The organism is Enterococcus sp. M190262, from assembly GCF_005843965.1.
Lineage (GTDB): Bacteria > Bacillota > Bacilli > Lactobacillales > Enterococcaceae > Enterococcus_D > Enterococcus_D gallinarum.
In genome coordinates, this window is sequence record NZ_CP040461.1 from 733,758 (window position 1) to 759,489 (window position 25,732).

General features: G+C 41.1%; 23 protein-coding genes. 4 read left to right on the top strand and 19 right to left on the bottom strand.

The annotated features are described in order from the left end of the window. Positions 1-217: 217 nt before the first annotated feature. Both FE005_RS03310 and FE005_RS03315 read left to right on the top strand, forming a co-directional pair. Positions 218-979 (top strand): hypothetical protein, encoded by a 762-nt coding sequence (locus FE005_RS03310; RefSeq protein ID WP_138371311.1) that lies wholly within the window; start codon positions 218-220, stop codon positions 977-979. 224 nt (positions 980-1,203) lie between these two features. After that, positions 1,204-1,626, top strand: a complete 423-nt coding sequence (locus FE005_RS03315; RefSeq protein WP_103301311.1) for an NUDIX domain-containing protein — start codon at positions 1,204-1,206, stop codon at positions 1,624-1,626. Between the two features lie 239 nt (positions 1,627-1,865). On the opposite strand, the gene FE005_RS03320 is transcribed toward FE005_RS03315, so the two are convergent. From FE005_RS03320 to FE005_RS03335, 4 genes are all read right to left on the bottom strand, one after another. Next, entirely contained in the window at positions 1,866-4,883 is a 3,018-nt protein-coding gene (locus tag FE005_RS03320) for a polysaccharide lyase 8 family protein (RefSeq protein WP_138371312.1), read from the bottom strand. Between the two features lie 222 nt (positions 4,884-5,105). After that, the gene (locus FE005_RS03325) at positions 5,106-5,915 is read right to left on the bottom strand and encodes a PTS system mannose/fructose/sorbose family transporter subunit IID (RefSeq protein WP_081131062.1); all 810 of its coding nucleotides are present in this window, start codon (positions 5,913-5,915) and stop codon (positions 5,106-5,108) included. Continuing rightward, a complete protein-coding gene (locus FE005_RS03330; RefSeq protein WP_138371313.1) occupies positions 5,899-6,687 on the bottom strand; it encodes a PTS sugar transporter subunit IIC in 789 nt (262 codons plus the stop codon). Before FE005_RS03330 ends, FE005_RS03325 begins: the two co-directional genes overlap by 17 nt. A gap of 139 nt (positions 6,688-6,826) precedes the next feature. Next, positions 6,827-7,750, bottom strand: coding sequence for a PTS mannose/fructose/sorbose transporter subunit IIAB (locus tag FE005_RS03335; RefSeq protein ID WP_103301309.1), 924 nt, complete (start codon positions 7,748-7,750; stop codon positions 6,827-6,829). Between the two features lie 233 nt (positions 7,751-7,983). Here FE005_RS03335 and FE005_RS03340 point away from each other — a divergent pair, with 233 nt between their 5' ends. After that, positions 7,984-8,691, top strand: a complete 708-nt coding sequence (locus tag FE005_RS03340; RefSeq protein ID WP_081131065.1) for a GntR family transcriptional regulator — start codon at positions 7,984-7,986, stop codon at positions 8,689-8,691. A 23-nt stretch (positions 8,692-8,714) separates the two neighbouring features. Here FE005_RS03340 and FE005_RS03345 read toward each other — a convergent pair whose 3' ends face one another. From FE005_RS03345 to FE005_RS03370, 6 genes are all read right to left on the bottom strand, one after another. After that, positions 8,715-10,490 (bottom strand): beta-galactosidase family protein, encoded by a 1,776-nt coding sequence (locus FE005_RS03345; RefSeq protein ID WP_138371314.1) that lies wholly within the window; start codon positions 10,488-10,490, stop codon positions 8,715-8,717. 13 nt (positions 10,491-10,503) lie between these two features. Continuing rightward, positions 10,504-11,667 carry a glycoside hydrolase family 88 protein gene (locus FE005_RS03350; protein WP_138371315.1) on the bottom strand — a complete coding sequence of 388 codons (1,164 nt, stop codon included), beginning with the start codon at positions 11,665-11,667 and terminating at the stop codon, positions 10,504-10,506. Between the two features lie 154 nt (positions 11,668-11,821). Continuing rightward, positions 11,822-12,649: a hypothetical protein gene (locus FE005_RS03355; protein ID WP_138371316.1), complete on the bottom strand. Its 828-nt coding sequence runs from the start codon at positions 12,647-12,649 to the stop codon at positions 11,822-11,824. A 6-nt stretch (positions 12,650-12,655) separates the two neighbouring features. Continuing rightward, the gene (locus FE005_RS03360) at positions 12,656-14,392 is read right to left on the bottom strand and encodes a DUF2264 domain-containing protein (RefSeq protein ID WP_138371317.1); all 1,737 of its coding nucleotides are present in this window, start codon (positions 14,390-14,392) and stop codon (positions 12,656-12,658) included. 448 nt (positions 14,393-14,840) lie between these two features. Further along, positions 14,841-16,043, bottom strand: a complete 1,203-nt coding sequence (locus tag FE005_RS03365; protein ID WP_230320965.1) for an acyltransferase — start codon at positions 16,041-16,043, stop codon at positions 14,841-14,843. Positions 16,044-16,223: 180 nt separating this feature from the next. After that, positions 16,224-16,706: a phage tail protein gene (locus FE005_RS03370; protein ID WP_138371318.1), complete on the bottom strand. Its 483-nt coding sequence runs from the start codon at positions 16,704-16,706 to the stop codon at positions 16,224-16,226. A gap of 495 nt (positions 16,707-17,201) precedes the next feature. Here FE005_RS03370 and FE005_RS03375 point away from each other — a divergent pair, with 495 nt between their 5' ends. Continuing rightward, positions 17,202-17,852, top strand: coding sequence for an SDR family oxidoreductase (locus FE005_RS03375; RefSeq protein WP_060815413.1), 651 nt, complete (start codon positions 17,202-17,204; stop codon positions 17,850-17,852). Positions 17,853-17,981: 129 nt separating this feature from the next. Here FE005_RS03375 and FE005_RS03380 read toward each other — a convergent pair whose 3' ends face one another. The 9 genes from FE005_RS03380 to budA form a co-directional block, all read right to left on the bottom strand. Beyond that, a complete protein-coding gene (locus FE005_RS03380; RefSeq protein WP_060815412.1) occupies positions 17,982-18,821 on the bottom strand; it encodes a Cof-type HAD-IIB family hydrolase in 840 nt (279 codons plus the stop codon). Positions 18,822-19,157: 336 nt separating this feature from the next. Then, on the bottom strand, positions 19,158-19,685 hold the full coding sequence (locus FE005_RS03385) for a GNAT family N-acetyltransferase (protein ID WP_081131070.1): 528 nt from the start codon (positions 19,683-19,685) through the stop codon (positions 19,158-19,160). Positions 19,686-20,018: 333 nt separating this feature from the next. Next, on the bottom strand, positions 20,019-20,618 hold the full coding sequence (locus FE005_RS03390; protein ID WP_041120036.1) for an alpha/beta hydrolase: 600 nt from the start codon (positions 20,616-20,618) through the stop codon (positions 20,019-20,021). Continuing rightward, on the bottom strand, positions 20,615-21,259 hold the full coding sequence (locus tag FE005_RS03395) for a flavin reductase family protein (RefSeq protein WP_103300440.1): 645 nt from the start codon (positions 21,257-21,259) through the stop codon (positions 20,615-20,617). The genes FE005_RS03390 and FE005_RS03395 overlap by 4 nt, the downstream gene beginning before the upstream one ends. A 52-nt stretch (positions 21,260-21,311) precedes the next feature. Beyond that, positions 21,312-22,202 (bottom strand): VOC family protein, encoded by an 891-nt coding sequence (locus tag FE005_RS03400; RefSeq protein WP_138372189.1) that lies wholly within the window; start codon positions 22,200-22,202, stop codon positions 21,312-21,314. 13 nt (positions 22,203-22,215) lie between these two features. Beyond that, positions 22,216-23,184 carry a ring-cleaving dioxygenase gene (locus FE005_RS03405; RefSeq protein ID WP_138371319.1) on the bottom strand — a complete coding sequence of 323 codons (969 nt, stop codon included), beginning with the start codon at positions 23,182-23,184 and terminating at the stop codon, positions 22,216-22,218. 10 nt (positions 23,185-23,194) lie between these two features. Continuing rightward, positions 23,195-23,623, bottom strand: coding sequence for a MarR family winged helix-turn-helix transcriptional regulator (locus tag FE005_RS03410; protein WP_138371320.1), 429 nt, complete (start codon positions 23,621-23,623; stop codon positions 23,195-23,197). A gap of 255 nt (positions 23,624-23,878) precedes the next feature. Then, a complete protein-coding gene (locus tag FE005_RS03415) occupies positions 23,879-24,604 on the bottom strand; it encodes a glucosamine-6-phosphate deaminase (protein WP_138371321.1) in 726 nt (241 codons plus the stop codon). A 395-nt stretch (positions 24,605-24,999) separates the two neighbouring features. Continuing rightward, positions 25,000-25,716 carry an acetolactate decarboxylase gene (budA, locus tag FE005_RS03420; RefSeq protein ID WP_003127915.1) on the bottom strand — a complete coding sequence of 239 codons (717 nt, stop codon included), beginning with the start codon at positions 25,714-25,716 and terminating at the stop codon, positions 25,000-25,002. Positions 25,717-25,732 lie beyond the last annotated feature (16 nt).

Sequence of the window (25,732 nt, forward strand, 5' to 3'; positions counted from 1 at the left end):
ACGGTTCTTTTTTGCTTTTGAAGTTCTTTTACTGAAGAAAAGATACTATAGAGAAACAGTTATCATATCATCGTCTGAGATTAGTCGTATTACTTTATATGTTCAACTTCTGCTTTTTAAATAAAAATTAATTTTGTATACTATTCTTAATAAAATGAAAGAAAATCAAAAGAGCTAATATGTTTTTTAGCAATTTTCAGAAGAAAGGAGGGTTCTTTTGAACAAAAAGATATGGTTATCTGTGGATGTTCTGTTCAAAAATACAGTATGGTATAGTTCGGGCTCTAACTTGCATTCACTTGATACTCAACAGAGAGCATATGATATATGGAATAGAGCTAATGATTTGGTTAAAAAAAATGATAGTCCATTTGATCTCACTGATGGAATAACAAATCTAAAAAGAAGTATAAATCATCGTCTGAAACTTATCGAAGAAATATATCATTTTAAAAAAATAGATTTTCCAGAAAAACCCAAAGGTTATTTGGAGTTATTAGAAAGCTATTCTATTGTACGTCCTTATTTAATGAAAACAGTTATGGAGATTAGAAATCATATAGAACATAATGACACTCCACCACCTAATCACCAAAGATGCAAAGAATTGGTTGACATGGTTTGGTATTTTCTCAAGTCTACAGATTCCCTTGTTTCAAGCTTAACCACTGATTTCGAATTTTATATTTATGATAAAAATAATAACGAAACTCACTATGAGGGAACAGTTTATTTAGATCATACTACCCATGAGACTATGAAAATCTTGGGATGGTTCCCTTGCGAGTCTATAAGTACAGAAAAAAAAGAAAATTACATACCATTATATGTAGAAGCCTTGAACGGAAAAGAGAAATGGGATGACACTAAATACCATCAAGATAAATTAATCACAGATTTGTGGATCATCGGTACGGCAGATACGAAGGATTTTAATTATCATAGCTTTATCCGCCACCTCTTCATATCAGCAAGATAAACTAGAATCTTGAAACTCATTTGTTTTTTCTCTTTTTGTGATTTAATGAACAATTAGTTTGTTTGTCACTTTATGCTACTAGTTCGAAAGAGAAATTCAAACTTTTAAATTCCTAATTTTTAGTAATAAGAAACTAAGGAAACAGAGCACTACAAATTTGAATGTTGTACACCTACCTATTCCACACAACTTACTTTCAGAGAAAACTACCAAGGAGAGATTATATGCAAGTCACTATCATTGATACTAGTTCCGAGTTTGAGAAAAAAGTTAATTTCTCATACGTTGTCATTATTAGTAAATATATGGGCAAATTTCTATTTGTAAGACATAAAAACAGAATTACTCTTGAAATACCCGGAGGAAAGATTGAACATGGCGAAACTGCATACGAAGCAGCCCATAGAGAACTAGCTGAGGAAACAGGAGCAACTATATTTTCTTTGAAAAAAGTTTTTTATTACGAAGTGTCTACTCCCTTAAAAACTGACTATGGAATGGTATTCGTTTCTAACGTAACGCAAAAAAGTGCTGACTTGAAATTCGAAATCAGTGAGCTATATGAATTAAATGAATTCCCTAAGAATAGTACCTATCCGACTATTCAGCAAAAAATTTTTTCTCACTACCTTCTTAATAACGCCTGAAAATTTATTTGATAACCTGTTCTTTTATTAGACTTGCTAATTAAATCTGAATATAACAGTTTGTTGAGCTGATAATTGAAAGAGGCTTAACCAGTATCGATCCGAAAACAAAAATCCAGATAGGTACTAGTACCTATCTGGATTTTTGTTTATTTCGCATCTCTTCCTGCGAACAGCCATAAAATCACGTGGTTTCGCGTATTGTTTTTGCCAACTAAAACTTTCCACCTTCTAGCCTTCTACTCCACTACGATTTGCTTACTGCTGCCATTTTTTTCTTCGAAAGTGATCGTAAATAAGTCGGTTGCGGCATCGTAAGTGATGCCTTCACTTTGGGATATGATTTGCTGGTAGTTTTTCGGAAGTTTTAAGGTCATGGTCGTTGTTGTTTGCGTAGGATCAGAAAAAGTATAGGTAGTCTTTCCTTCTGTGTTTGTCATGATCAGCGACAATGGTTTATTGGCGGTGATGTCTGCCATCGTGCCGCCAGTGTTCTTCCAAAAATTGATTCCTACATACTCATTTTGGTCGAGTTTTACTGCTTGGATTTCTGATGTGTTTGCTAAAATTTCTAATGGCTTTTCTTTGGCATAAGCAGTCAATCCAGCCTCATCAATGCCTGGTAACGTGACATAGGCATATTGTTCAGCAACCGGGTTTTTACCGTGATCGATCAGAAATTTGCGGTATTCTCCTGTATACCTTTCATTACTAGGAAAAGCTTCATTGATTTCAGTATAACTGCCGGAACGCGTCTCATGAACCACCGTCACGGGTGTTTTTTCAGGAAAATAGTAACCAATGTTTGCCTGTGAATGGTCAGAAGCTAGTAATAGCCATTGCTTGTCACTGACTTCTTTAGGCTGGTCAATGATTCCCTGATCCGAACGGACTTGATAGGTGTAATCAGCATTCAGCAAGCGGTTATCTACGACGGTTTCAATGGAAGCTGTCGTACTTCCTGAAATACCTGCCCCTAAAGCAACGATTTGTCCATCAACGATAAACCACGATTTCTTTGCTTGCACGTTCATTGGTAGAACCGTGCCGTTGTTTTTCGTTCCAGCTTTGTTTAATGCCATTCCCACTGCAGCTGCACCATCATGTGCTACCCCACCCACCCATTTTTCTTTAGATGTAACAGCTGTGAAGGCAGAAGTTTCATCTGCAAGTTGTACGGTATCGACTGTCGTACCGGGTAAACGATAAGGATCGACAGTCGGCCAATAAGCAGCATTGAATTGAACGTCATCCTCATTGTAGAGATATACCATTCCGTCTGCTGTATGCCAGCCGCGCTTGTTTTCTTTATTCCCTGCTTCAAATGATGAGGTTCGACTAGAATATAAACTTAGTCCCAACATATAATTCGGTGTTCGCTGAACGAATCGATCCATTGAAGCATACATTTTCGTACCAATAAACGGCAGAGTATTTCCTGTGATGGCATCATCAGCTAATAGCTGTTTCGTCATTTGTAAGTCGTTGAAATCACGAGGATTTGTTAAGTAATAGTCTGGATTCTCTTTGATCCAGTATTTCGCAGCTTCTTGGAATTTCTTTTGATAGTCTGAAGGCGCGAACTGCGAAACGATCAGTAAATTGTAGATTGTTGACGAGCCATAGCCGACTTTTGTTCTAGCTGGTGCACGTGAGATGGAGCGCCCATTAACTAATGGCAGCATTTCCCCTTGATAAATCAATGGCAGAAAGGCCTGATCCACGTTCTCAACAAATGCTTGAATGACAGCTGAATTCATTTCAAAGCTAGATCCTTGCGTGATGGCTAAGATTTGCCCCACACCTTTGATCAAAACATTTCCGTATGAACCCGTATAAGGAATCGTATTGTGTTGGATAAAAGAGCCATCTTTATAAAAACCATCCCCTTTTGTGACCAAACGAAAGACTTCCTCTATGCTAGTAGCAGCTTGGGTGATTTTCCCGGCATTTTTTTGCAAGATCCCTAGGCCAAGTACAGTCAGAGCAAGATCCGTTCGATTGGCGCCGGAAGTAACAAAGTCGGGAATAAACGCAAGATCAGTAAATGATCCTTGCGTCTTGGTATACAGTTGCTTGAATGGGTCTGGTACATACCCGCTGATGGCGGCCGTATAACGTTGCAATTTATCTGCTGGGATCTGATCACCGAGAATCATCAATGTACTAATCAACTTTTGCGGGATCCCGATTTGCCAATCCCACCAGTTTCCATGGTATTTTTTTCCATCGTAGCCTTTTTTTGTGACCATAAAATCTAATCCATCGATAATCGTTGCTGCCACTGTGGGATCTTGATATAAGGAACTGCCTTTTGTGCCGTAGGCCAATGCTATTTTTTGTAATTTGGTAAATTGGGTCGTCAAATCGGCAGACGGAGTATTCCCTTGCTCAAGGGGCCAGAGGGTCGTTCGATCCTCAGATTGAGCCATTGTTTGATAGAGTGCCATTGCATCGGCGGTGATCGTTTGGATATAATCGACTATTGTTGGATCGTTCGGATCATATTGATCTGAAACCAGTTGTTTTTGCCATTTTGCTTGTAATTGCGTGTATTCCTCCGTGGGATCGACGATAGGAATGCTGCCAACGCTGCCGCTGCGCATGGATGCCACAGATAGCTTCGATAGATTGCCAAATAAGCGAATCCCCACATAACCTGTCCACTCGCTATCGATCGAGGAACCATCTGGATAACGCACCTCTTCATTTTCATAGAAGAGCTGGTCATTTAAATATGCTTGAAAGCTTTTGCCTTCATAGCGAACCAGTAGCTTGTATGTCTGACCGGAAATTAGTGTCGGCCCCGAAATAGCCGTGAGCCATTTTCCTCCTGGCTGACCAAGTTGCCATTGGCCATCCCGATTATACGCGAATGACTGCCATTGACTTGTTTGCTGATCGTCAGCTCGAAAAACAAGCCCAATATTGGCTTGTCCTTCATACAAAAAGGTCAGCTCAAGATCACCTGAGGATTGCTCTCCGGCGTCTTTATTGAGTGAAACAGATTCTAAACTGGTTCCTTGTTTTGTATTCGTAATCGTTAAGCCATTGCTGTTACTGGTTTTATCGGCTTTACCGACTACATCTTGCCACGTGCCTAATTGATTGGGAAAATCGGACTGATACAGCGGCTGTTCGAACTGTTTTTCACTCGTTTCTTCTTCAGCGACAGCCCCCACCTGTATTCCTTCAATAGTTCCCCCTAACAAAATGAGACAGCCTATCAACAATACGACTCTGCTCCCGTTTTTCATTCGCTCCTCCTTATTATGTTTCATCTATAAAAGCGCTACCAATTAACAAAAAGAGAAAAGAGTGAAGAAAACGATTTTCCGCACCCTGATTCTCTTGAACAACTTTTGTCAAACTTCTTTCACTGGTGTCCTAAGCGAAAAAAGCTTGATTACTACTTGAGACCTTTCACATAGACCACTAACTATGGTCTGAGCTACTTACTACTCTCTTGTTACTGTCTATTAACCTAAAATCCCAAATGCACTTAGTACGATGGATAAAATCAAAATAATCCAGATGACTCGAGTTGAGTTGAGTTTCTTTTGTCCTAGCATCCAGTAAGTTAGCAACACCAAAATAATCGGCACGAGGGATGGCAAGATGGCATCCAACGTATCTTGGATCACTAATTCCACACCGTCTTTTTTGTAAACAAATGGGACTGTCGCTTTGACCACTGATGGAATCAACGCACCGATGACTGTGACCCCTAAGACAGTCGCTGCATTAGTAAAGGCGGATAACTTATCTTTCAAGGTCGTTACTAATTTGACTCCTTGCTTGTATCCTAGCGGTAAAAGAGCTGCCCGGCCAAACAAAAGCGCAATATTGGCAATAATCCAGATGACACAACCAACAACCGAACCATTTTGAGCAAGCGTTCCGGCAACTGAACCAAAAATCGTCCCCCAGATAACGTGGAATAAGGAATCGCCAACACCTGCCAATGAACCCATTAATGCGGTTTTCAGCGCAATGATCGTCTCTTTGGCTTTATGACCATCTTGTTCTTCGATTGCAACATCGATGCCCATGATCAAATTTCCAAAAATCGCATTCGTGTTAAAGAATTGATTATGCGTCCGCATCATGTCTTGCAATTGCGTCTCATCATGACCATAGAATTTTTTTAACACAGGTAAGATCCCATAAAGGTAACCGGAACTCATCATACGTTCATAATTCCAGTTTAATTGGCTGGCTAAAATATAGCGCCAGCTGATCGTGTTCAACTCTTTTTTCGTCAGTTTTTGATCACTCATCGCCATCATATCCTCCTTCAAAATCTCCGGCAGCCGCTGCTGCAACAGTTCCTTTTTCGCTGTCACGTTTAAAGACTAACATCGCTGCGATCATTCCGATAATCGATACCCCAAGCATTGGAACTTGTAGATAAGCTGCTAAAAAGAAACCTAACAATAGATAGGGAATGTAGTGTTTTGTTGGTAAGTAGCGTAATAAGATGGCTACCCCGACAACAGGTAAGATACCACCAGCTGTTTTCAAGCCTGTCATCAACCATTCTGGTGTATTTTCAGTAATCGTAGTTACCACAGCATCTCCAGCTAACAGCATCAACAAGATGGGGATAGCCCGGGATAATCCCCATAAAAAGGATCCTGAAAGTACTAAACGAGGAATTCTTTTGATTTGCATGTGATCGATTGCTTTGTCGATTCGATGCAAAAGAAAGACGTTACAGAAACGAGCAACAACATCTAGTTGGAGCATCAGCAAGGACACTGGAACCGCTAATCCGATCCCGTACTCGGCACCATTTCCTGAGATAACCGCAAAGGCAGTCCCTAATACCGCACCGGTAAAGTAGTCTGGAACCGAGGCGCCGCCAAAAGCAGCGATCCCTAAACGCATCAACTGTAACGTTCCGCCGACCATCAAACCAGTTTTCAAATCACCCATGATCATCCCAGAGATCATACCGGCGATCGCTGGCTGAGTCAATGTATTGGAAATAAGTGAATCATTGATTGCAATAAAAGCATAAACAGTAATAAGAATAATTTGATACATTGCTAAATGCATGAATTTTCCTCCTAATTGTAAGAATCAATCCGAGCGAATAAGCGGGGCAAAATGTACAAAATAAATCGTAGACACTTCTCTTTATGCGACTGATTGTCTATTTTTTTATTTATAAACAGAACCCACGAACTGCTCGTGATCATCCTCGTAATTTTTCTATAAAGTCGATGGATGGATCGTTGGGAACCAGTTGTGCTGTCACAGTTACTCCTTTGGCAGCAATCGCTTCAAAGATTGGTTCTTCTTCTGGCAAGACTTGAATGCTTTTCGTCACTTCACGAGCTCCTTCTTTGTAACTCATGTTGCCGACATTGATCGATTTGATTGGTCCACCCGCTTCTACAAAACGCAAAACATCTCGAGGATTCTTGAAAAGTAAAAATAGTCGCTGTCTGCCATATCTGCCAGAACGAATATTTTTGGCTGCCGTTTCAACAGGAAGAACCGATAATCGCATGGTGGATGGAGCTGCCATTCTTAATGAAGATTTTTGCAATGGATCTGATGCTGCTTCATCATTGGCAACAATGATTCGTTGCGTCCCTAAACTGGTAGACCAAATACCAGCGACTTGTCCATGGATCAACCGTTCATCGATCCGGGTGTTCACAATGTTTTCTTTTCCTGCATAGGCACTGAAATCACTCAGTTCTTCTTGTTTCTCCTCTTCTATTTCTTGTTCTGCTTGATTCATACCGGCTTTGACATCAACGATGTTTTCCTTTGCCAGACAAAGCAATTCTTTGATAGTTGCTTTCGGATTGACGACTGCTTCGATGACTACAGACAATGTCATTCCTGCTAAGATCTCTACTTCTTCGACATGCAAAAAATTCTTTACTGCTACATTACATGGTGTTCCGCCTAACAAATCAGCGATAATCAACGTGGATCCGTTAAGGGCTTTCATTTTTTCATTAAGGTCATTTTCAAACTGGAGATTATCCCCGTCTGGTCGTAAAGAAACGGTATGAACATTCTCTTGTTGACCGACGATCATTTCTAGACTGCCTTTGACCCCTTCTGCCATGCCGCCATGACTGATCAATACAATGTTTTCCAATACTTTCCCTCCTACTCAGCAGGTCGCCCTACTTAACATGTTATGCTCCCTGTAAGCATACTATATCACATGCCAAGTTATTCGTAAACCTAATATCTTAATATATTGAATTTTATTTTTAAACCGCTTTCAATGGTGATTAGAGAGTAATTCCGCTTATAATTGAGTGGCAAGAAAAGATTTAACATGTTATGCTTAATCTACTAGTAAAATTGGAATGGAGGGAAACCGCTGTGCTCCCAAAATATGAGCAAATCAAACAAGACCTATTACAAGAAATCAAAAATCATACATTTATTCCCGGTGATAAATTTTATTCTGAGGCTGACATCAAGCGTATGTACTCTGTAAGTTCGATCACTGCGGTCAAAGCGTTAAATGAATTGACCACCGCTGGCTATCTTTATCGGATCCAAGGAAAAGGAACCTTTGTCTCTAAAGCAAAGGTATCCCAAAATGTGAAATTCTCCGATATTGAACTGCATTCCATCGATCAGGAGAAAGTGAAAGTATTGTCTGTAGAGGAAGACAATCAGCCTGAGATCCTTAAGGAACTAGGTCTAGCTGCAAGTGCATCCTATTATCGAATCAAACGGGTTCGTTTTTTTGGTGACATTCCCTTTTTGGTGCACATCACACATTTACCTAAAAAACTAATGAAAGAACCGGTGGCTAAAGACCTCACAGTATATGCCAGTGTCTATGAACGTGTACGCAAAGACTTTGCGATTGATCTTTTCTCCCTTGCTTCGGTTGAAACGAATGAAATTGTCTTTCCTGATGATTCTGAGTTATTGAACTTGTTGCAGTTAAGTTTCCGTGAACCAGCAGTCAAACAAGTCAAACACTCGTATTTAGCGGACGGCAGTATCGCAGAGTATATTGTTAGCTACAAGCACTGGAAATATTTCAAAACAAAAATAGAAGTAGAGCCCGAGTAATCTGCGGGACTCTACTTCTATTTTTAGTCAACTAGTGGTTGCTCACAAAAGATGAGCTCATTAATTTCTATCCCTTCCGTTTCAAAAATCACGATCTCATTTGTGCCTTTCTTCAAAAACTCTTTCGGACAATACAAGGAATGAATCGGTCCTCTTTGCCAGTAACGACCTAAGTTGATACCGTTGACGATGACCACCCCTTTGCCATAGCTGCGGCAATCGATAAATGTATCCGCGAGGTCAGTCAATGTGAATTCAGCTTGATAAAAAGAAGGCTGGGCCGGATTTTTACCGGCAGTATAATCGATTTTTTTGAGTTGATCTGCTGACAATGTCAATGCATATTGCCGATAGCCTTGATGAAAATGGATGTCTTGCATGATTCCCCCACGAATGCCTTTCACTTGTGTCGGCCCATTCAATTTAAAGCCATAGTTCACTCGGCCTAAGTTCTCTACTAAAACATCTAGTTCAATCCATTCTTTCTCTGGCGTACCCTTGATCATCACTTCTTCCCCAAGGTTTTCTTGATATTGAATTGTCTGCAGGCTACCGTCTGCAAAAAGATGCAATCGGTCACTGGCCTCCACAACTTTGAGCTTATTTTCGTGATGATAATTTTTTAAGTTTACTGAATAAAGCATATACCCATAACCAGGCCCTGCTTCTTCCATCGTTATTGGATACATCGTTTCTTGGGCCGTCATCATCTGGTCTTTTACCGCCAACAGTGAGACGCTGTTTTGCACAGGGAATGTTCCTAAAGAACCAAATGTTTTCCTACGGGGCTCGGCTTGCCACACTTCAGGACATACTTCTTTAATGGCTCTTTGTACATGGAAGTATTTCTCAGTCGGCTCGCCAGCTTCCGTCAATAACGCATCGTAGTCATAGCTAGTCACTTGTGGCAAATCCAACACACCACGAGCAGAACAACCATTATAAAAACCAAAATTGGTTCCGCCATGGAACATATAGAGATTCAATGAACCCAAGTCTAGCATATCCTTGACTTCATTAGCTAAATCTTGGCCATCACGCTTGATAATCGGTTCTCCCCAACGATTGAACCAACCGTCCCAGTATTCCATGCACATAATCGGCCACTTTTTGTCGTGTTTTGCCATAAATGCCTTCATCACTGCAGCGTTCTCTTTGGAATGACTCCCGAAATTTCCTGTTACGAAAACATCCTCTTCAATCAGTGTGCCCGCATCCAGCACTTCTTCCCAAGCACCATCTGACGTAAATAACGGAACATCAATACCGAATTCTTCCATCAACTGTTTCGTTTGCCGCAAGTACTCTTTCTCCATACCATAAGAACCATATTCATTTTCGACTTGCATCATGATGACTGGTCCGCCATGTGTCACTTGCAAAGGAACTAATTTTGGTAAAAGCACACTGAAATAAGAACGGACTTTTGCCATAAATCGTGGATCAGTTGAACGCAATCGCACGTGCTCTTTCAGCAACCAAGCAGGTAGCCCGCCGAATTCCCATTCCGCACAAATATAGACAGATGGCCGCAAAATGACCATCAACCCAAGTTCTTGCGCCAATGACACAAAAGCGACGATGTCTTTCATCCCCTCAAAGTCATAGACGCCTTCCACTGGCTCATGCAGATTCCAAGGAATATAAGTCTCTACGGTATTCGCACCCAGTGCTTTCAAATTGTATAAACTATCTTCCCATTGCGCCGGCGTCATGCGAAAATAATGGATCGCGCCACTAATCAATTTAGTTGGTTTTCCATCTACCAAAAATTCTTCTTTTATCTCAAACGTTTGCATGTCGACTTCCCCTTTACCAATATCTTTGCCAATCAGGCATCGCCAATCGAATCAGCGCTTCTAAATAAAAATAATCTCCCCATAGATTAGGTTCATCGATGCCTTTTCCTTCGGCATGAGCATAAACACCATGGAGCAGTAATCCTTCATTGTCAGGTACTTGACTTGCTGCATAGTGTTCTCCCAACTGATAAATCATCCCTTTGGCCAGTAACTGTGCATCGGGAAAAGCCTGCATTTTTGCTGCTTCCAATAGTCCGCAAGCAGCAATCGCTAATGCCGAACTATCTTTATCTGAAGGTGTTTGGTCATTAAAATCAAAATCCCAATAAGGGACGAGATCTGCTGGCAACTGTGCCAAAAAAACATCAACGATTTGACCATAATTTTGGGGAAATGGTTGTGTGTGCAAGTAGCTCTCATTCAATGGAATACCCAATATGGCCCAGCTTTGCCCCCGTGCCCAAACGGAATGATCGCTATTCCCTTGATGGGTCGCGCCATGACTTGGTTGACCAGTTTCGGGATCGAAGTAATACGTATGGAACGTTGTGGCATCCGCTTTGATCACAGTATTCAACAGTGTGTGATAATGTTTTTGAGCTGCGTCAAAATAGCGGGGATCTTCTGAAAGCTTTGTTGCTTCAAATAAAAGCGGTAAATTAAGCAGGGAGTCAATAATCAAGCGATATTCTTTCGGATCACCATAGTTTCCCCATGCTTGAATGAATGCCCCCTTCTCTTGAAAACGAGCCAGCAAAACATCTGCTGCTTGGATAGCTTCTTGCTTGCATTGTTCATCCCCCGTGATTTTGTAGCCCGCGACCGCAGATAAACTATATAAGAAACCGATATCATGATGATCCAGCACAAAATGCCTATCGAGGCGCTCTTGAAAACTGGCAATATTTTCCATAGCACGCGTCAAAAATTCTTCTTGCTTTGTCCATTCATAGGCTAGCCAGAGCATGCCTGTCCAAAAGCCATTCGTCCAGTCATCATTCGCTTTGATCCGATACTTGCCGTTTGTCCCACAGGCGGAAGGAAACTGTGTACCGAAGCGCTGACTATTTTTTTCAATCTGTTGAATACAGGCAGTGATTTTTTCAATTAACCAAGCATCCGTCACTTTTTCACCTAAAGACAGCAAGCGCTGCTTATTTTCTTGAAGACGCATTAATCATCTCTCCTTAACTTGTTAACATATTAACTAAAATCATTATAACGTACTCTGAAAGAAAAAGCGACCTTCCTTCTTCAACTCTCGCAAAAAGAGTGGGACAATCTCACACAAACGTTGAGATGCCACACTCTTTCTTCAAAAAATAAATTTAGCGATTCCAACCAAAAACTTCGATTTGTGTAAGTGCTGGAAAGGGAGAATCATCTCCTGCTTTTTGCAACTGCCCATAGGTTATCCTACTGGTCTCCTTTTTGGGAAAGCGAAATTCCTGAAAAGCCATCGCATTCGTCGTCTGTAAGACAAGTTCTTCTCCGTCTGAAAAGACCAATGTGCCTTTGGTCCAATAACTATCATGCGGATAGTCGCCTCGGAACAACAAACGGACGCAGTCAATGACCACATTCCGGCCAAAATCAACGGTCAAGGCAGCATCGGCTTGCTGATTGATGCCCCAAGAAGCAAATGGATAAGAACCATGGGATTGATTGCCGTATTTTCCGTCAATAGCATTTTTTGCAAAGAAGACTGAATCATCTCGGGTCTCTACATTTGCAGAAGCATGAGGATATGCCCCGGTATCTGCTTTTTGATCATGAGAATTGAATGAAAGTTTTTGGTAATTCGTGATCTCAAAAGAATGGGCTTGTCTTACCATGATATGATGCCGCTTGGAAGAAAAAGCTGTTTCCACTCCTGCTTTTCTAGCGGATTCGCTTAAAGGAATCGTGTACTCCCATGTTGATTGCGGCAAATAGATCAGTGCCGGTGCCAATGTTTCATCCAACTGAACTACATAATAACGCTGGTCCCCCTGCACTTCTACAACGATTTTATCACCCCGTTCATACGTATAATTTTTGATTGCTAAAACAGCCATGTCACTACCAGTAATTTGAAAAGGTTGTGCTTCTTTATCATGATCGATCGAACCTACGATGACTTGATCATCCTTGTTTTTCAATGAAATAGAAATCATTTTTATCTATCCTTTCCTGCTTTCTCTTGTTATAATACCGCCGACTAAGCAGATCATTCGCTGCTTACCTGGCATGATTTTTTGGGACAAGTACGGAAAACTGGTTCTCGGAAAAAACAAAGATGTATTGACTTCCGGTTGAACGATCCCTGCTTGTCCATAGCCTTCAATACTCACAATATGCGATGACCGTTCTTCCTCCACGACTCGACTCCAAGTCGTTCCTTTTTCGGATTGGGGCTGCCGACCGATCAGCGGCACGCTGAAGCCACCTTCGCGAAGTTCTATCGGCATACTCGTTATGATCTCATGGACCCGCAGATGCCACTGACCAAATGGATAAATCTCTGTTGTGATCATTACTTCTTCAAAGGGTGCCCATTGATACCAGACCCCTTTACAGGTCAAGCCATAGCTAATCACATTGCCCTTTGTACGAAAATAAGAACCATCGCGAGAGACAGCTAGCGTATTATCAAAGGCTCCTTCTTCATACGTCACTCCCGCTTTTGGTACACTGAAACCGAATTTACTTGAATAAACAAACTTGCTGTATTTAGCTTGAGCATGGGCTTGGTTTTCGATCATCATCCCTGCTGGATACCCTAGGAGATGGTGGCTTGCTTCATCATGAACCATCAGCAGATTACCTTTTTCGATTACTTTCTGATTTTCTCGCTTAATTGGCATCCGTTCTGCTGACCAAAACGGATGATCCTCACTCACTGCTAACACCAAAAATGTTTTCAGCGACCAATAAGGGGAGCCTGGTGCATTATAGCCTTCTGCCATCACTAAATTTTCATAATGATAACCAATAGATAAGCGGCCATCGAAAGTAAAAATATCATGGGTCATCCAGTTATGCATGTGGGCTGATAAGAGGGTCCGCAATTTTCCCCACGGGATCGCTTCAACCTCAGCAAAAACCAACGCCGAAAAAAAAGCGCCTTGAGCAAAACGATAAATCTGACTCCGCCCATAAGGCAAAGCTTCACCATCTTCATCAAAGTAGTAAATAAAATCTTGCGCAAATAAAGTAGCCCGCTCAATAAATCGCTCTGACCATTCTGGATCTTCTTCTTTCATAAAAGTAGCATAGATCAAACCGTAATAATGAAAGGCAAAAGCAACATAATAATCGCGTTGCGTTACTTTTCCATCTACGTACCATCCATCACCAATATACATCGAATCGATCAACGCTAATTCTTGTGTAAGTTCGTTTTTTGCGAATGGATCCCCACACTGATACAATGCCACCCGGATCAACACTTTAAAGAATGTCCAATTGTTTTTGGGAATCTTACAGGTTAATGCGTGTGACAACCACTTTTTCAGCGCTTGTTGATTCCTTTCAGGCAATTGCTCCCAAACATATTCTTTATGTAGTAAAAGTGTTAATGCCAATGCCGCTGCTTCAACAATATATTGGTCATAGTCCGTGATCTCTCCCCAATAATTTTCGCTGCCAGGGTCGGTTCCTGTTATTAATTTAGCAACATAGGCATCTCGCAACGGATCATCTTGGCATGCTGTCCAATAAGGCGCGATCCCCCATAGCGGACGCACAAGCGCTTCCATCTCTGCACGCTTCTGATCATATACAGCACCGCTGCTACCTAAATTCAATCCTGGACGATCAGTGGACAAAATAGCTGCCCGCAACGGTTGCATGATTTGTTCAAGTGCCGCTTGGTAATCCTGACGAGTCAAAAAAGGATTCTCTTGTAACGACGTCATTGTCAGCCCTCCTCTATCGATTTACAAAATAGAATAGCAAGCAAACCGGGCTTTTTCAACCGTTCTCATTCTATGAGGCAGTGATAAAAATGAGAGATTTTTCTCTCGTATTTCTCACTTAACCTATTAACAAAAGAATGACCCGTGATTCTATCTCAAAAGAGGAGTCGCAGTCCGAAAAAGTTAACCTGTCAAATATGAAAAGTCTATGATAGATTCCCAGATTTCTCGAATTTTTTTTCATAATTTTTTTCTAAAAAAAAGACCGACACATGTTTTGGCGCTTGAATAAAAAGTTGGCTTTCAAAAAGCTGCAGACAACTTACTCTCGGGCGTGAGACTAAGTAATACCCCATCAAGCTGTATCTGCTAAATAGCTCATAAAGTTTCTCCTGTCGGCTCTTTCTCTCAATAAGGAATGATCCGAGGAGCAGACAAGACAACACCCTTAGTTCTTGACTGCAGGAAGAACCATTCGCCAATTCATAAAAAAGAAGAGTGAAAATAAACTAGAAATGACCCATATACAGGGAACGAATTCAAACTTAATCACAGCGCTGCTCACTTTGAACTGATACAAGGATCCAGCTAAAATAAGGGTTAGTCCGATACTGGCAAACAGAGTTTTTAACAACAAAGCAGGTCTTAACGGTTTGCTGCGAATGTGGATAATGACCTTAGCAAATACATGGGTTAGGAATAGAATGGTTAGGAAGCTCAATATTCCGGAAGAGAGCATGCTTAGCTTCAATGCTTTACCAGTCTCTTCCACCAGAACAATGCAAATAGGATGGATAAAATAATAATATTGTGACAGTTCTCGTAATTTTTTTAAGCAGGAGTTCTGCGTTGGATTTTTTGAGAGCAGCCAAAGAAATAAGAAAAAACTCAACGGCACAAGCATCAAGATAAAATTCATGTCCAATCTGTGAATGTGAGAAAGGAACAGACCTTCCAACACGAACAAACTTCCAAATAACAAAAGAAAACTAGAACTATGTTTTCCCATTCGGGATAACTTTTCCTGATGATCATAGATGAAAAAGCCAATAAGCGTGAAAATCATGCCAAAGAACAGACCATTTCTAGTCGTAAATGTTAGCCTAATAACCAGATCAAAAAAATCTTTAAACCAACCAGATGGTAGAAGACCATAGTAGGTCTCCAAACTTCCAAATAAATAAAGAACTAGTGAAATGACAAACACTTTTTGATATGAAAAACGTTTCAACAAATTTACTATAAAAATGACCGAAAGGATAAATGCAGGGATGTACCATAAATGATAATAGGTGCCGATATGGACAAATCCAACAAACAAAGCCGCAGGAAGTAGTTCTATTGGCACTTCTTGATTTTGATGAATCCAGTCTAGCCCCATCGGAAGGAAAAGAATGCTCCATACGACGTAAGATTTGATTAAATGCAGGAAATATTCTTTTAAATATTCCGGTCTCATCTGCATCCCCTTACGGATGAAAAATGAACTGCTAACAAAAAAGAAAGGCACCGCAATACGACAAATAATATTTTTGATAAAAAAATTGGTCTCCGCTTGAGGAATAAGGGTATCACAATGAATCATAATAACCATGATAGCCCCTGCATATTTCATTCTATCCAATGCTGGATAACTCACTCTTTTTCCCATCCTATCCTCCATAAACTGGTAGCCACTTATTTTTTCAGCCTAAATATATCACAGCAGAGAAAAAATATTGTCCACCATAAGTCTGAACTTCTACACTGGAAGATAAGCAAAGAAAAGACGTTAAAACACATTACATCCTTCAAAAAAAGAATGCAGCAGGTTTTAACGCCTTTCAACAGTTTACAGCCATTCTTGCTTTACAACAAAAAATGAGCCGCGAATCTCGCCAGCAAGTTTCGAACGCTGACGAGCGAATTTAAAATTCCCTTCTAGCTCAGCAGGAACCGGCATCCCTTCCGACAGTTTGATACCAACTGCACGTTTCGGAGGCTTTCCTTCACTGGTTCCATGTTTTTCATAGAGTAAATTAAGGACCATGCCACTCTCATAATAGAATTCAGGCCAAAAAAGATCGTCATCTTCGTAAAGTGCTACTTCAAGAATGGGTGATTCAAAAACTAGATCCCGTTCTTCTTTTAAGATCTGCTTGATCAGTGCCACCAAATTAGGCTTTTCAGCAGCTGGATAGGTGGTATACACATATTTGTATTTGTTCCAAAAGTAACGCGCTTCATTTGCCCGCAGACCGGCTAATTTTTCTGCAACAGGAGAGCTCTCTAATCCATCCGTCACTACATTTTTAAAATCCACTTCGTAAGCCATTTCTTTTCTCCTTACGTTTATTTGATCAATCACCAATACTAGCTAAATAATGATCATTTGATGGCTTGATTATAACACTAAAGAGGAATGACAGGTCACTAGCTAGCTTAAGGAAATGGTTTAGCCAGTACTAGTTGATACAGGCAACTGGATAGTCAGTCATTATTGTTTTGGAGGACAAAGAACTAGTTGTCATTGTTTGTCGAATAGTAGGAGGGATGCTATGCTTAATCTAGAAAGATTTTTGATCAATCATCTATCGATATAAGTTTAGCTAAAAAAATTCCCTTCAATCTCTGAAGAGAAAACCAATAACAAAGGGCTATGACCTAAGAAAACATCCAACGAAATGATCTGAGTTGGAGGAGCGGTCGAATACTTTTCATAAAGCTGTGATCAGAATCTATGAGATCACAGAAGCCTGTCTCTTAGTATTCAGATCTTCCGTTTATTAAAATACTTACAGTCATCCCTTTTCTGAAAAGGAGAATCTCTATGAAAGTCTTATTTATTGGTGCATATGGCAAAGTCGGTCAGCATTTCGCCGAGCAACTGAAGAATCATCCACAGATCAAGGAAAAAGCCTTGATCCGAAATCCTGAACAAGTTCCTTTCTTTGAAGAGAAAGGGATCGAGACGGTACTACTGGATTTGGCTTCCAGCTCGATTGAAACGATCGCAGAAGCAGCAAACGAAGTTGACGCTATTGTTTTCAGTGCTGGTGCCGGCGGCAAAGGACTAGAAAAAACGATAGCAGTCGATCTAGATGGTGCCGTCAAAGCCATGGAAGCGGCAAAGAAAGCGGGCGTCAAACGTTTCGTCATGGTCAGCACTTTCAGAAATGATCGGGAAGAACTGTTGAAACAAAATAGTTTGCAGCCTTACACGATCGCCAAATATTATGCGGATGAATGGTTGAGAAGCCGCACCGACTTGGACTGGACCATCGTCCATCCCGGCGGTTTGACAGACGATCCGGGAACAGGCAACGTCAAAGCAGGCAAACGCAACGAGTTCGGCTCGATTCCGCGGGCAGATGTTGCTGCCACATTAATCGCTGTTTTGGAAAATGAAAACAGTATTGGCAAAGAATTTGAAGTCATCAGCGGAGAAACACCAATTGCTGAGGCCATTCACGAATTATAAAACCATCTGATGAAATAGTCCCCTTTCGTTAACAAGCAGACCCTGCCACTATGTTGTCTCTCAAGCGACAACATAGTGGCAGGGACTTTTAGGGCGAAATGCAGGCTGTGCCTTCTCCAAACAGCTTGCTTATCTTGTACCTTTAATCATTGCTAACGCTTGCGAAACACCATCTTCGTCATTTGAAACGGTCACATGATCTGCTAATTCTTTGATTGCTGGATGACCGTTTGCCATGGCAAAACTTATATCCGCGTTCTTAAACATTTCTAAGTCATTTAAACTATCTCCAATAGCGAATTTTGTTGGCTGGTCTAATTCATAAATGCGGCTAAGATGATCAAAAACAAAGCCCTTGGATACGGAGCGAGGAACGATTTCAAGATTGACGGCCGCTGATTCAGTAACAGAGACATTTGGTATATTTTCTATCTGCGGAAATAGCTCTTTTTTTATCTCACGATTAGGGACGAAAACAAACAGTTTATAAACATTAATATTTTTTTGATTGATGATTTCTTCAATCGCATCGTAAGCTGTCGACTGAATCGTATTTTCATAATCAAGTTCATAATTCAGTTCTTCTACAGGAAATTCTTGACCAATCGCATAGAAAATGTTTTTCATCTCTTCTTGATAGTTTTGCGATTCATAGCTGCCTTGATTGGTATATATTTTTGTTGGAAACGCTGAAACGATCTGGCTCACTTCTTTTACAGCTTGGGGATCAAATGGAAAATCAAAAATCAGCTTGTCTTGATCGTACCCAATGGCACCATTCAATCCGACCGCCGGGATCGCTAAATCAGCTTCTTTGAGGATCGCCTGAATATCTCCTACTTCTCGACCCGAACAAATAAAGGGGAAACAATCACTGGAAAGCGACTTTAAAGAAGCGGCATTTTTATGACTGATCTTTTGCTCCGAGTTTAGTAGTGTTCCATCCAAATCAATTCCTATTAAATTCATGATATACGCTCCTATGTTGTTTTTCTTTATTATACGTTTTAACTTAGGAGTTGACCAATACCTTTCGCACATAGGTTGTTATCTCTACAACAGCGAATTTATTCATATGCCTTGACTTCGCTCAAACAAATGTCCTAATAGTTAGAGCATTGCTCTAACTAGCCAGTTCAAAAAAAGAGGAGAATGAACTAAAACGATGGATATCATCAAGATATTGATTATGAAAGACTCTTGTAACCGATGACTTTAATCAGTATCCTGCTGGAAATCTATTTTTGCGCTATCTGCGATTTTTATCCAGATAGACCTCTTTAATAAGCAATATGATTTAGTGCCTTAATTACTTTTATTCAGGCCATTGTCAGCATCTGCTAATTCATATACCATCACGACTGTCGAACAACGCTCACCGACTTGATTCACCCAATGATCTTTCAAAAAACCGCTTTGTTTGAACCCTACTTTTTCGTATAATTTCAGTGCCGGCTCATTTGTAGAATTGACAGTGATTTCGATTCGATTAAAGCGATTTTGGGCAGCAATCCTTTGCATGCCTTTTTCTAAAGCCGCTTTCCCATAGCCTTGCCTTTGCCTTGACAGTTCACCAATCTTTATATCAAACGTTGCTCCTTTAGCTTCGATAGGCTTGTAGGCAAATTCTCCAATGGGGTGGCCTTTTTCGTCTATAATCAATAAAAACTCACCAGAAACCTCCTCGTAGTAATGAAGCGATTGCTGTACTTCCTCAATGCTCACTGCTAACCCTTGAGGGAAACCGACCGCTGCCATCACCTTTCCGTCTTGCCACCATTTCTGGATCAGTGGGCTATCATCTATTGTTGCTTTTCTTAATGAAATTGCCAATTCTTTTCTCCTTTATTTTTATCAGTTGTCTCTCTCACGAGGGCACATCCAAGAAGAACCTCGTTCGATTATTTCAGATACTTTTGCAGAGCATTCTCACTTCTTCTATGACCTCAATAGAAAGTCTATTTAATAAATTGGTTTGCCTATTAATCAATAGTATGGCATAAAAATAAGCAGCAGTAAACGCTACCTGAATTTCTAAACTTTTTCTATAAAAAAACAGCAGCCACTGGATCTTGTCTGCCCCTCTGGTTGCTGTTTTTTTAAATTGTTGTCTTCAGTTGTGTTTTTTTACAGTATATATAGTGTTAAACACTGTTTCACAACCACTTAATCTGCCTTTTCTAACCACTTTCGTGATTTCTCAACTTCTTGATAGGTCAGTTGATGACTTGGGGTCCAAACATATTCTATTTGTGCACCTCGAGACTCAAAAATCGCTTGCACATACTTGCTGTCTTCCACAGAAACGATAGGGTCCTTCAGACCAAAACTCATAAATACGTTTGTTTGTGCCAGTAGGTGATTGGGTAATTTCGATACTGGATACATTGGATGGTACAAAATCGCTTTTTGAAAAAGAGCACTGAATTCCAGCAATAGATTGAGCGCAATATTGGCTCCATTAGAGTAACCAACCAAGACAACTTGTTCGATTGAGAAACCTTTTTCTTTAGCGACTTCTTGAATGAATGCTGCCAGTTCTTGCCCCCGGAACATTAAATCTTCTTCATCATAGATGCCTTCTGCTAATCGTTTGAAATAGCGGGGCATGCCATTCTCTAAAACATTGCCTCGAATACCTAGCAATGATGCTTGGGGATCTAGGTCGTGACCTAGATCAAGCAAAGAGCGTTCATCGCCGCCGGTTCCATGTAACAAGACAAGTACGGGAGCAGCTGGTTTTCCTTGGTGAAAGATAAAGTTCATTTGTCCTCCTTCTCGTTTGGTCGTGCCAAATCGAAGATCTCGCCGATCTCAGCATACGAATTTCCCGCAAGTCGGCTAACTGCCGCCAATTTTTTGGGATTGATTTTTCCTTCTTCATAGACCTGTTCATTTATTTGATACCCAGTGATTTTAAGTAAGAGCAGATCCACTTTTATCTCTTCTTTGTTTTTTTCCTTGGTTTCTTCCTCGTTAATCGGTACATGTTGGTAAAGGGTGGTTTCAAAGCGAATTTTTGCCTCTTGCAATCCGGGTACGCCTATCGTTTGAGAAGGGACTGGCGTAAAATTTGCGACGGTCAATTCACTTTGTTCTGCAGGTAACAGTGCCGCTGCCTGATTGGCTGCTTCCACATTGCTGCGATCCAAGATATGGATCACGGCTTCCTTGGTCGTGAGTAAGTTATGAGCCGTATCTTTCATCGTGCCCTTTTTTCGCTGAACAGCGATCGAAACGATGGCGGGTTCTGAACTGACGATCGAAAAGAAACTGAAAGGGGCAATGTTTATGGTCCCTTCTGCCGATCGTGTCGTTACGATGGCAACGGGGCGCGGAATGATCGAGCCGATCAATAACTTATAGTTTTCTCTTTGCGTCAGATTTTGGGGATCCAAATAGATCATGCGACACCGCTTTCTCTTTTTTGTGTATGATTGGTGACTTCCTACTTGTAAATTAAACAGTCAATTTGGGTAAATGAGCTGTGATTTCTCCGCGGCGCTCTTCAAATTGAGCGGGCAATTTGAGTGCTGTCCCCAGGGTTTCCAATGGTTCATCGATGAGAAATCCCGGAGATTCCGTTGCAATCTCAAAAAGGATCGTACCAGGTTCTTTAAAATAGACGGCTTTGAAGTAGTTACGATCTTTGATTTCTGTAACACCATACCTTTTTGTATAAAGGTCATCTTGCCAGTTGATTTGGCTTTCCTCATTCGGGACCGACCAGGCAATATGATGGACGGTACCGACACCCCAACGACCAGGTCTCAGTGGCTCTGTTGGTAGGAGAATCTCGTGTTTCACTGGTCCGGCAGTCACCAATCGTCGGTTTGATTCTGTCTCCGCTACAACTTGCAGCCCTAGATCATGGGTCAACGTCTTGAATGTTTCCTCTGGCTTAGCGGAAAGTAAGACCGCTCCATGGAACCCAAGAATCGCGTTTGTTTCCGCTGCTTCCCCTTCCACTAGCGCCAAAGACAGTTCATGAGGATCTTGAAGTTCCAATGTTGGTTGCCCAAAAAGATGGCTCTCATGAACAGTGACTTGATGATGGGCCAATTGTTGTTTCCAATAGTCGCTGCTGCCTTTAGGAATGCGAAAGGCAATCGTGCCCACCTGTCCGCTACCGACACGACCAGGATGCGCGTTGGACCATGGGAAAAAGGTAATGATCGTGCCATTTTCAATGGACAGATTGCTGTAGTAGAGATGATACGTATAAGGATCATCAAAGTTGACGGTTTGTTTGACTAAACGCAAGCCTAATACTTCGCGGTAGAAGTCTACATTTACTTGCGGATCACCGACGATTGCGGATATATGGTGGATTTGTTGAATGGGTTGCATCATTTTTACCTCCTTAGTTATGGCTGCGAGTGGTATCAAACGGCTTGATCGCTTTTTCGATCATTGCACGTTGATCTTCCAAAAACGGAGCCAGTGATAATTTTTCGCCCAATGTTTCGTAAGGCTCGTCACCCATGAAGCCAGGTTCATCTGTCGCTAATTCAAAAAGAATATGTCCTACACGTACATACAGCGATTCAAAATAGTAGCGGTCCACATAGCCGGAATTCGCGAGACCCAAATTTTCAAAAACTTCTTGCCATACGGCTAAAGATTGGCGATCGGCTAAACGAAAGGCGACGTGATGCACTTCCCCGTCTCCTTGTTGTGCTTGTGGGCTTTTGGTATCTTCGACTAAGACGATTTCTGCCCCATTGCCCCCCTCGCCAACTTCTAATAGCGTGCGATTTTCTTCTTGATCGATGGCTTTGAATCCAAAGACATTTTCCAGTAATCCCTTGAAATCGGCAAAATAAGAAACGGAGATTTCGACTGGGCCTAAACCATAAATAGCGAATTCTTCTGGAACTGGCCCTTGTTTCCATGGAATACCTGCTTTGACGCCTTGATTGTGTTCATCAGAAATCAATTGGTAAGATTGCTGATCAAAATCCCAGAAGCGCAACACTTTTTTGCCAAATTCTGTTGTGATCGCTTCATGTTTCACATCAAATGTCTCAAAACGCTTTTTATAATAGTCTAATGCAGCATCGGATGGTACGCGAAAGCCTGTACGGGTAATTGAATTTGTTCCTTTACTGCCACGATCGGTATTGGGAAAATCAAAGAATGTCATCGTGGTTCCTGGGGAACCTAGATCATCCGCAAAATATGTGTGGTAGGTATAAATATCATCTTGATTGACAGTTTTCTTCACTAAACGCATCCCCAAAATCTCTGTAAAGAAGTGATAGTTTCTTTCGACATCACTGGTCATGGCTGTTACATGGTGTACCCCTAGTAATTGGTCTTGTTTTCTCATTTTTTCTTCCTCATTTCTCGTTATAAGTTATTTTTCGTAATAATGTTTTTAATGTTTGCAACTCGTCAATACTAAACAAGGCAAAACTTGCCGCAATTTTTGTGGCATGAGTTGGAAAGATCTGATCCATCAATTCTGCCCCTTTATCTGTCAGACTGACATAGGTGATTCGCTGATCCGTTTGACTTGTTTCTCGACGAACGCAGCCTTTTTTTACGAGTTGATCGATGACGTACGTCGTGCTGCTGCTGGCAATCAAGATTTTTTCTTTGATAGCTTGGGTGGTGTGTGTACCTTTATGATAAAGCAGTTCCAGAACGGAAAACTCTGTCAGATTCAAGCCATAACAGCGGACATCTTGTTTAGCCACCTGCTCTAAGTGACTGCTGCTGCGTAATAAACCAATATAGGCCTTCAATGCTTCCTCTTGATGCTCCATTTCCTCACCTCGCTCGATTTATTTCGAATTCGAGATAATAATAACTTACTTTTTGTAAGTTGTAAAACAATCTGCTTTCCTTCTGAAACAAGCTTTGTCAACGTACAACAAAAACCCCCTTACCATTAGAATCCTTTTAAGCAAAAAGGATCTAATGGTAAGAGGGGGATTGACTTCTATTTGTAGCAGGTGTGTATTGTCCAATCTACTAGGAACTACTTCATTAAGATATAGAGAAAAATCAAATTCCGCTGGTTAGTATGAAAGCAGCGAGGCAGCCTCTCTATCAACGATCAATGTCATATCTGGATGGGTCGTCAATAGCGTTGCCGGAACGTCCTCCATTACTGTTCCATCTACTAATTGTTTGACGATGCCTGCTTTTTTCTTGCCATTGGCGATCATTACCAATTTCTTCACCTGCATGATGCTTTTTGGTCCCATTGTTACATAGAAATCAGGTTGTTTTTCTTTGTCTCCACCAACCTCACTTAACAAAACGTCAGCCATCTCGGGTGTCGCATTCGCATTCACGCGACTCGTTAAATCTCCAAATTTTGTCGTGTTCGGTAAATTCCCACAGAAATGGCCATCTGATCCAACCCCCAGCAACACCATATCCAATCCACCATCGGCTTTGATTCGTTCATCTTGTGTTTCATAATTCGTCCAGTCCAAGACATGGATTCTTTCACGATCGATTTCCGCTGGTCCAAAAAACAGGTTGTGCAAGTTCGTCATCGTGACACCATAGCGGTCTTCTTCCCCTTTGAATGGAATCTCATCAAAGTTATAAAAGTGAACGTGCTCAAAATATTTTTTATTTTTTACTAGTGGTACCAGCATTTCATACACCCCTTTTGGTGTTGATCCAGCGGTGATTGAAATATTCTTTCGATGCTGGCTGTGCATTACGCCTAAAAGGTGCTGTACGGCTACTTGGCTCATCTCTTGATAATCTTCCGTGATGATAACTTTCATGTGTCTTCCCTCTTTCTCATTCGTTTCGTGGACAGCGGCCCTTAATGGAATTACCTTCTCAAAAAAAGCCCTTTCACTTTCTATTGTATAGGAAAAACAGGCCAAATTGTTCGACTTATCTGAAATTTATTTTTGCATTCTATGGCGCACATCTTTTTGATCCATCCGAGAACTACAATTCTTCCCCTTGGGCGAATGTACAGCTGCAGGAAATCTATTCAATACTAAAAAAGCATCTGATACAGAGTGAAGTCGGAAATCAGCAATGAAATCTGCACTTTTCTCCTATTTACTTCCTAACCTTCTAATCTGTATTTCAGATACTTTTTTTCAGAAAATAATCCATCAGCGAAGAATCAAATGCAACGCAAAATCTACCTAACTATAGCAAAAAATCATTCTGCTTCTTCGATATCCCGGGCAATTTTTTCCACGTCGATTTCCCGCTGCAAGAACTCAGCATTCTCTATGGGAAAATGTTGACGAAACTCGGCTACTTCCATTACTTCTGCTTCACCACTGATTAAGCTAAAATCCAGTACATGACCAGCAAACTGATGATCGTCACTAATAAAGTGCAGATGGAAGCCTGCTGCTGCAGCACCATGGAAAAGTTTCGGGGTAAAGAAGCCTACGATAGTTCCTGCTATTTCTGTCGCCGTAAATTCAGGTTGATTTTGAATGATTTCAACGAATTTTGGATAGGGCTTTTCTTGTTTAGGCGCTACCCGCACGTGCATCGTATCAAACATTCCATGAAGCTTGATGGCCGCAAACAAATTGGGACTGATGGTCGCTAATAATCTTCCTTTGACTTCTTCATCCGTAGCTTCTGTGTCAAAAGCAAGTTCATCCGTGGCTGCAAAATCAACGACAGCTGCATACGGCGTCGTCTCGGTCCCTGTCAGCTGCTTCACCTGTCCTGTTTCGTCAACATGATAAATCACGCCCTCCAAGAAAATAATCTCACCATTTGAACCAGCTAATGTACCGATTCCTGTATCACCATAGGCTAACATCTTGCCGATTTGTTCGGTACCATCCATCAAATCTTCCATCAACCCGCCTAAAGTTCCGTGTTGATATAAATAACTTTTGCTTTTCACGTTCATCATGAAGCTCCTTCTA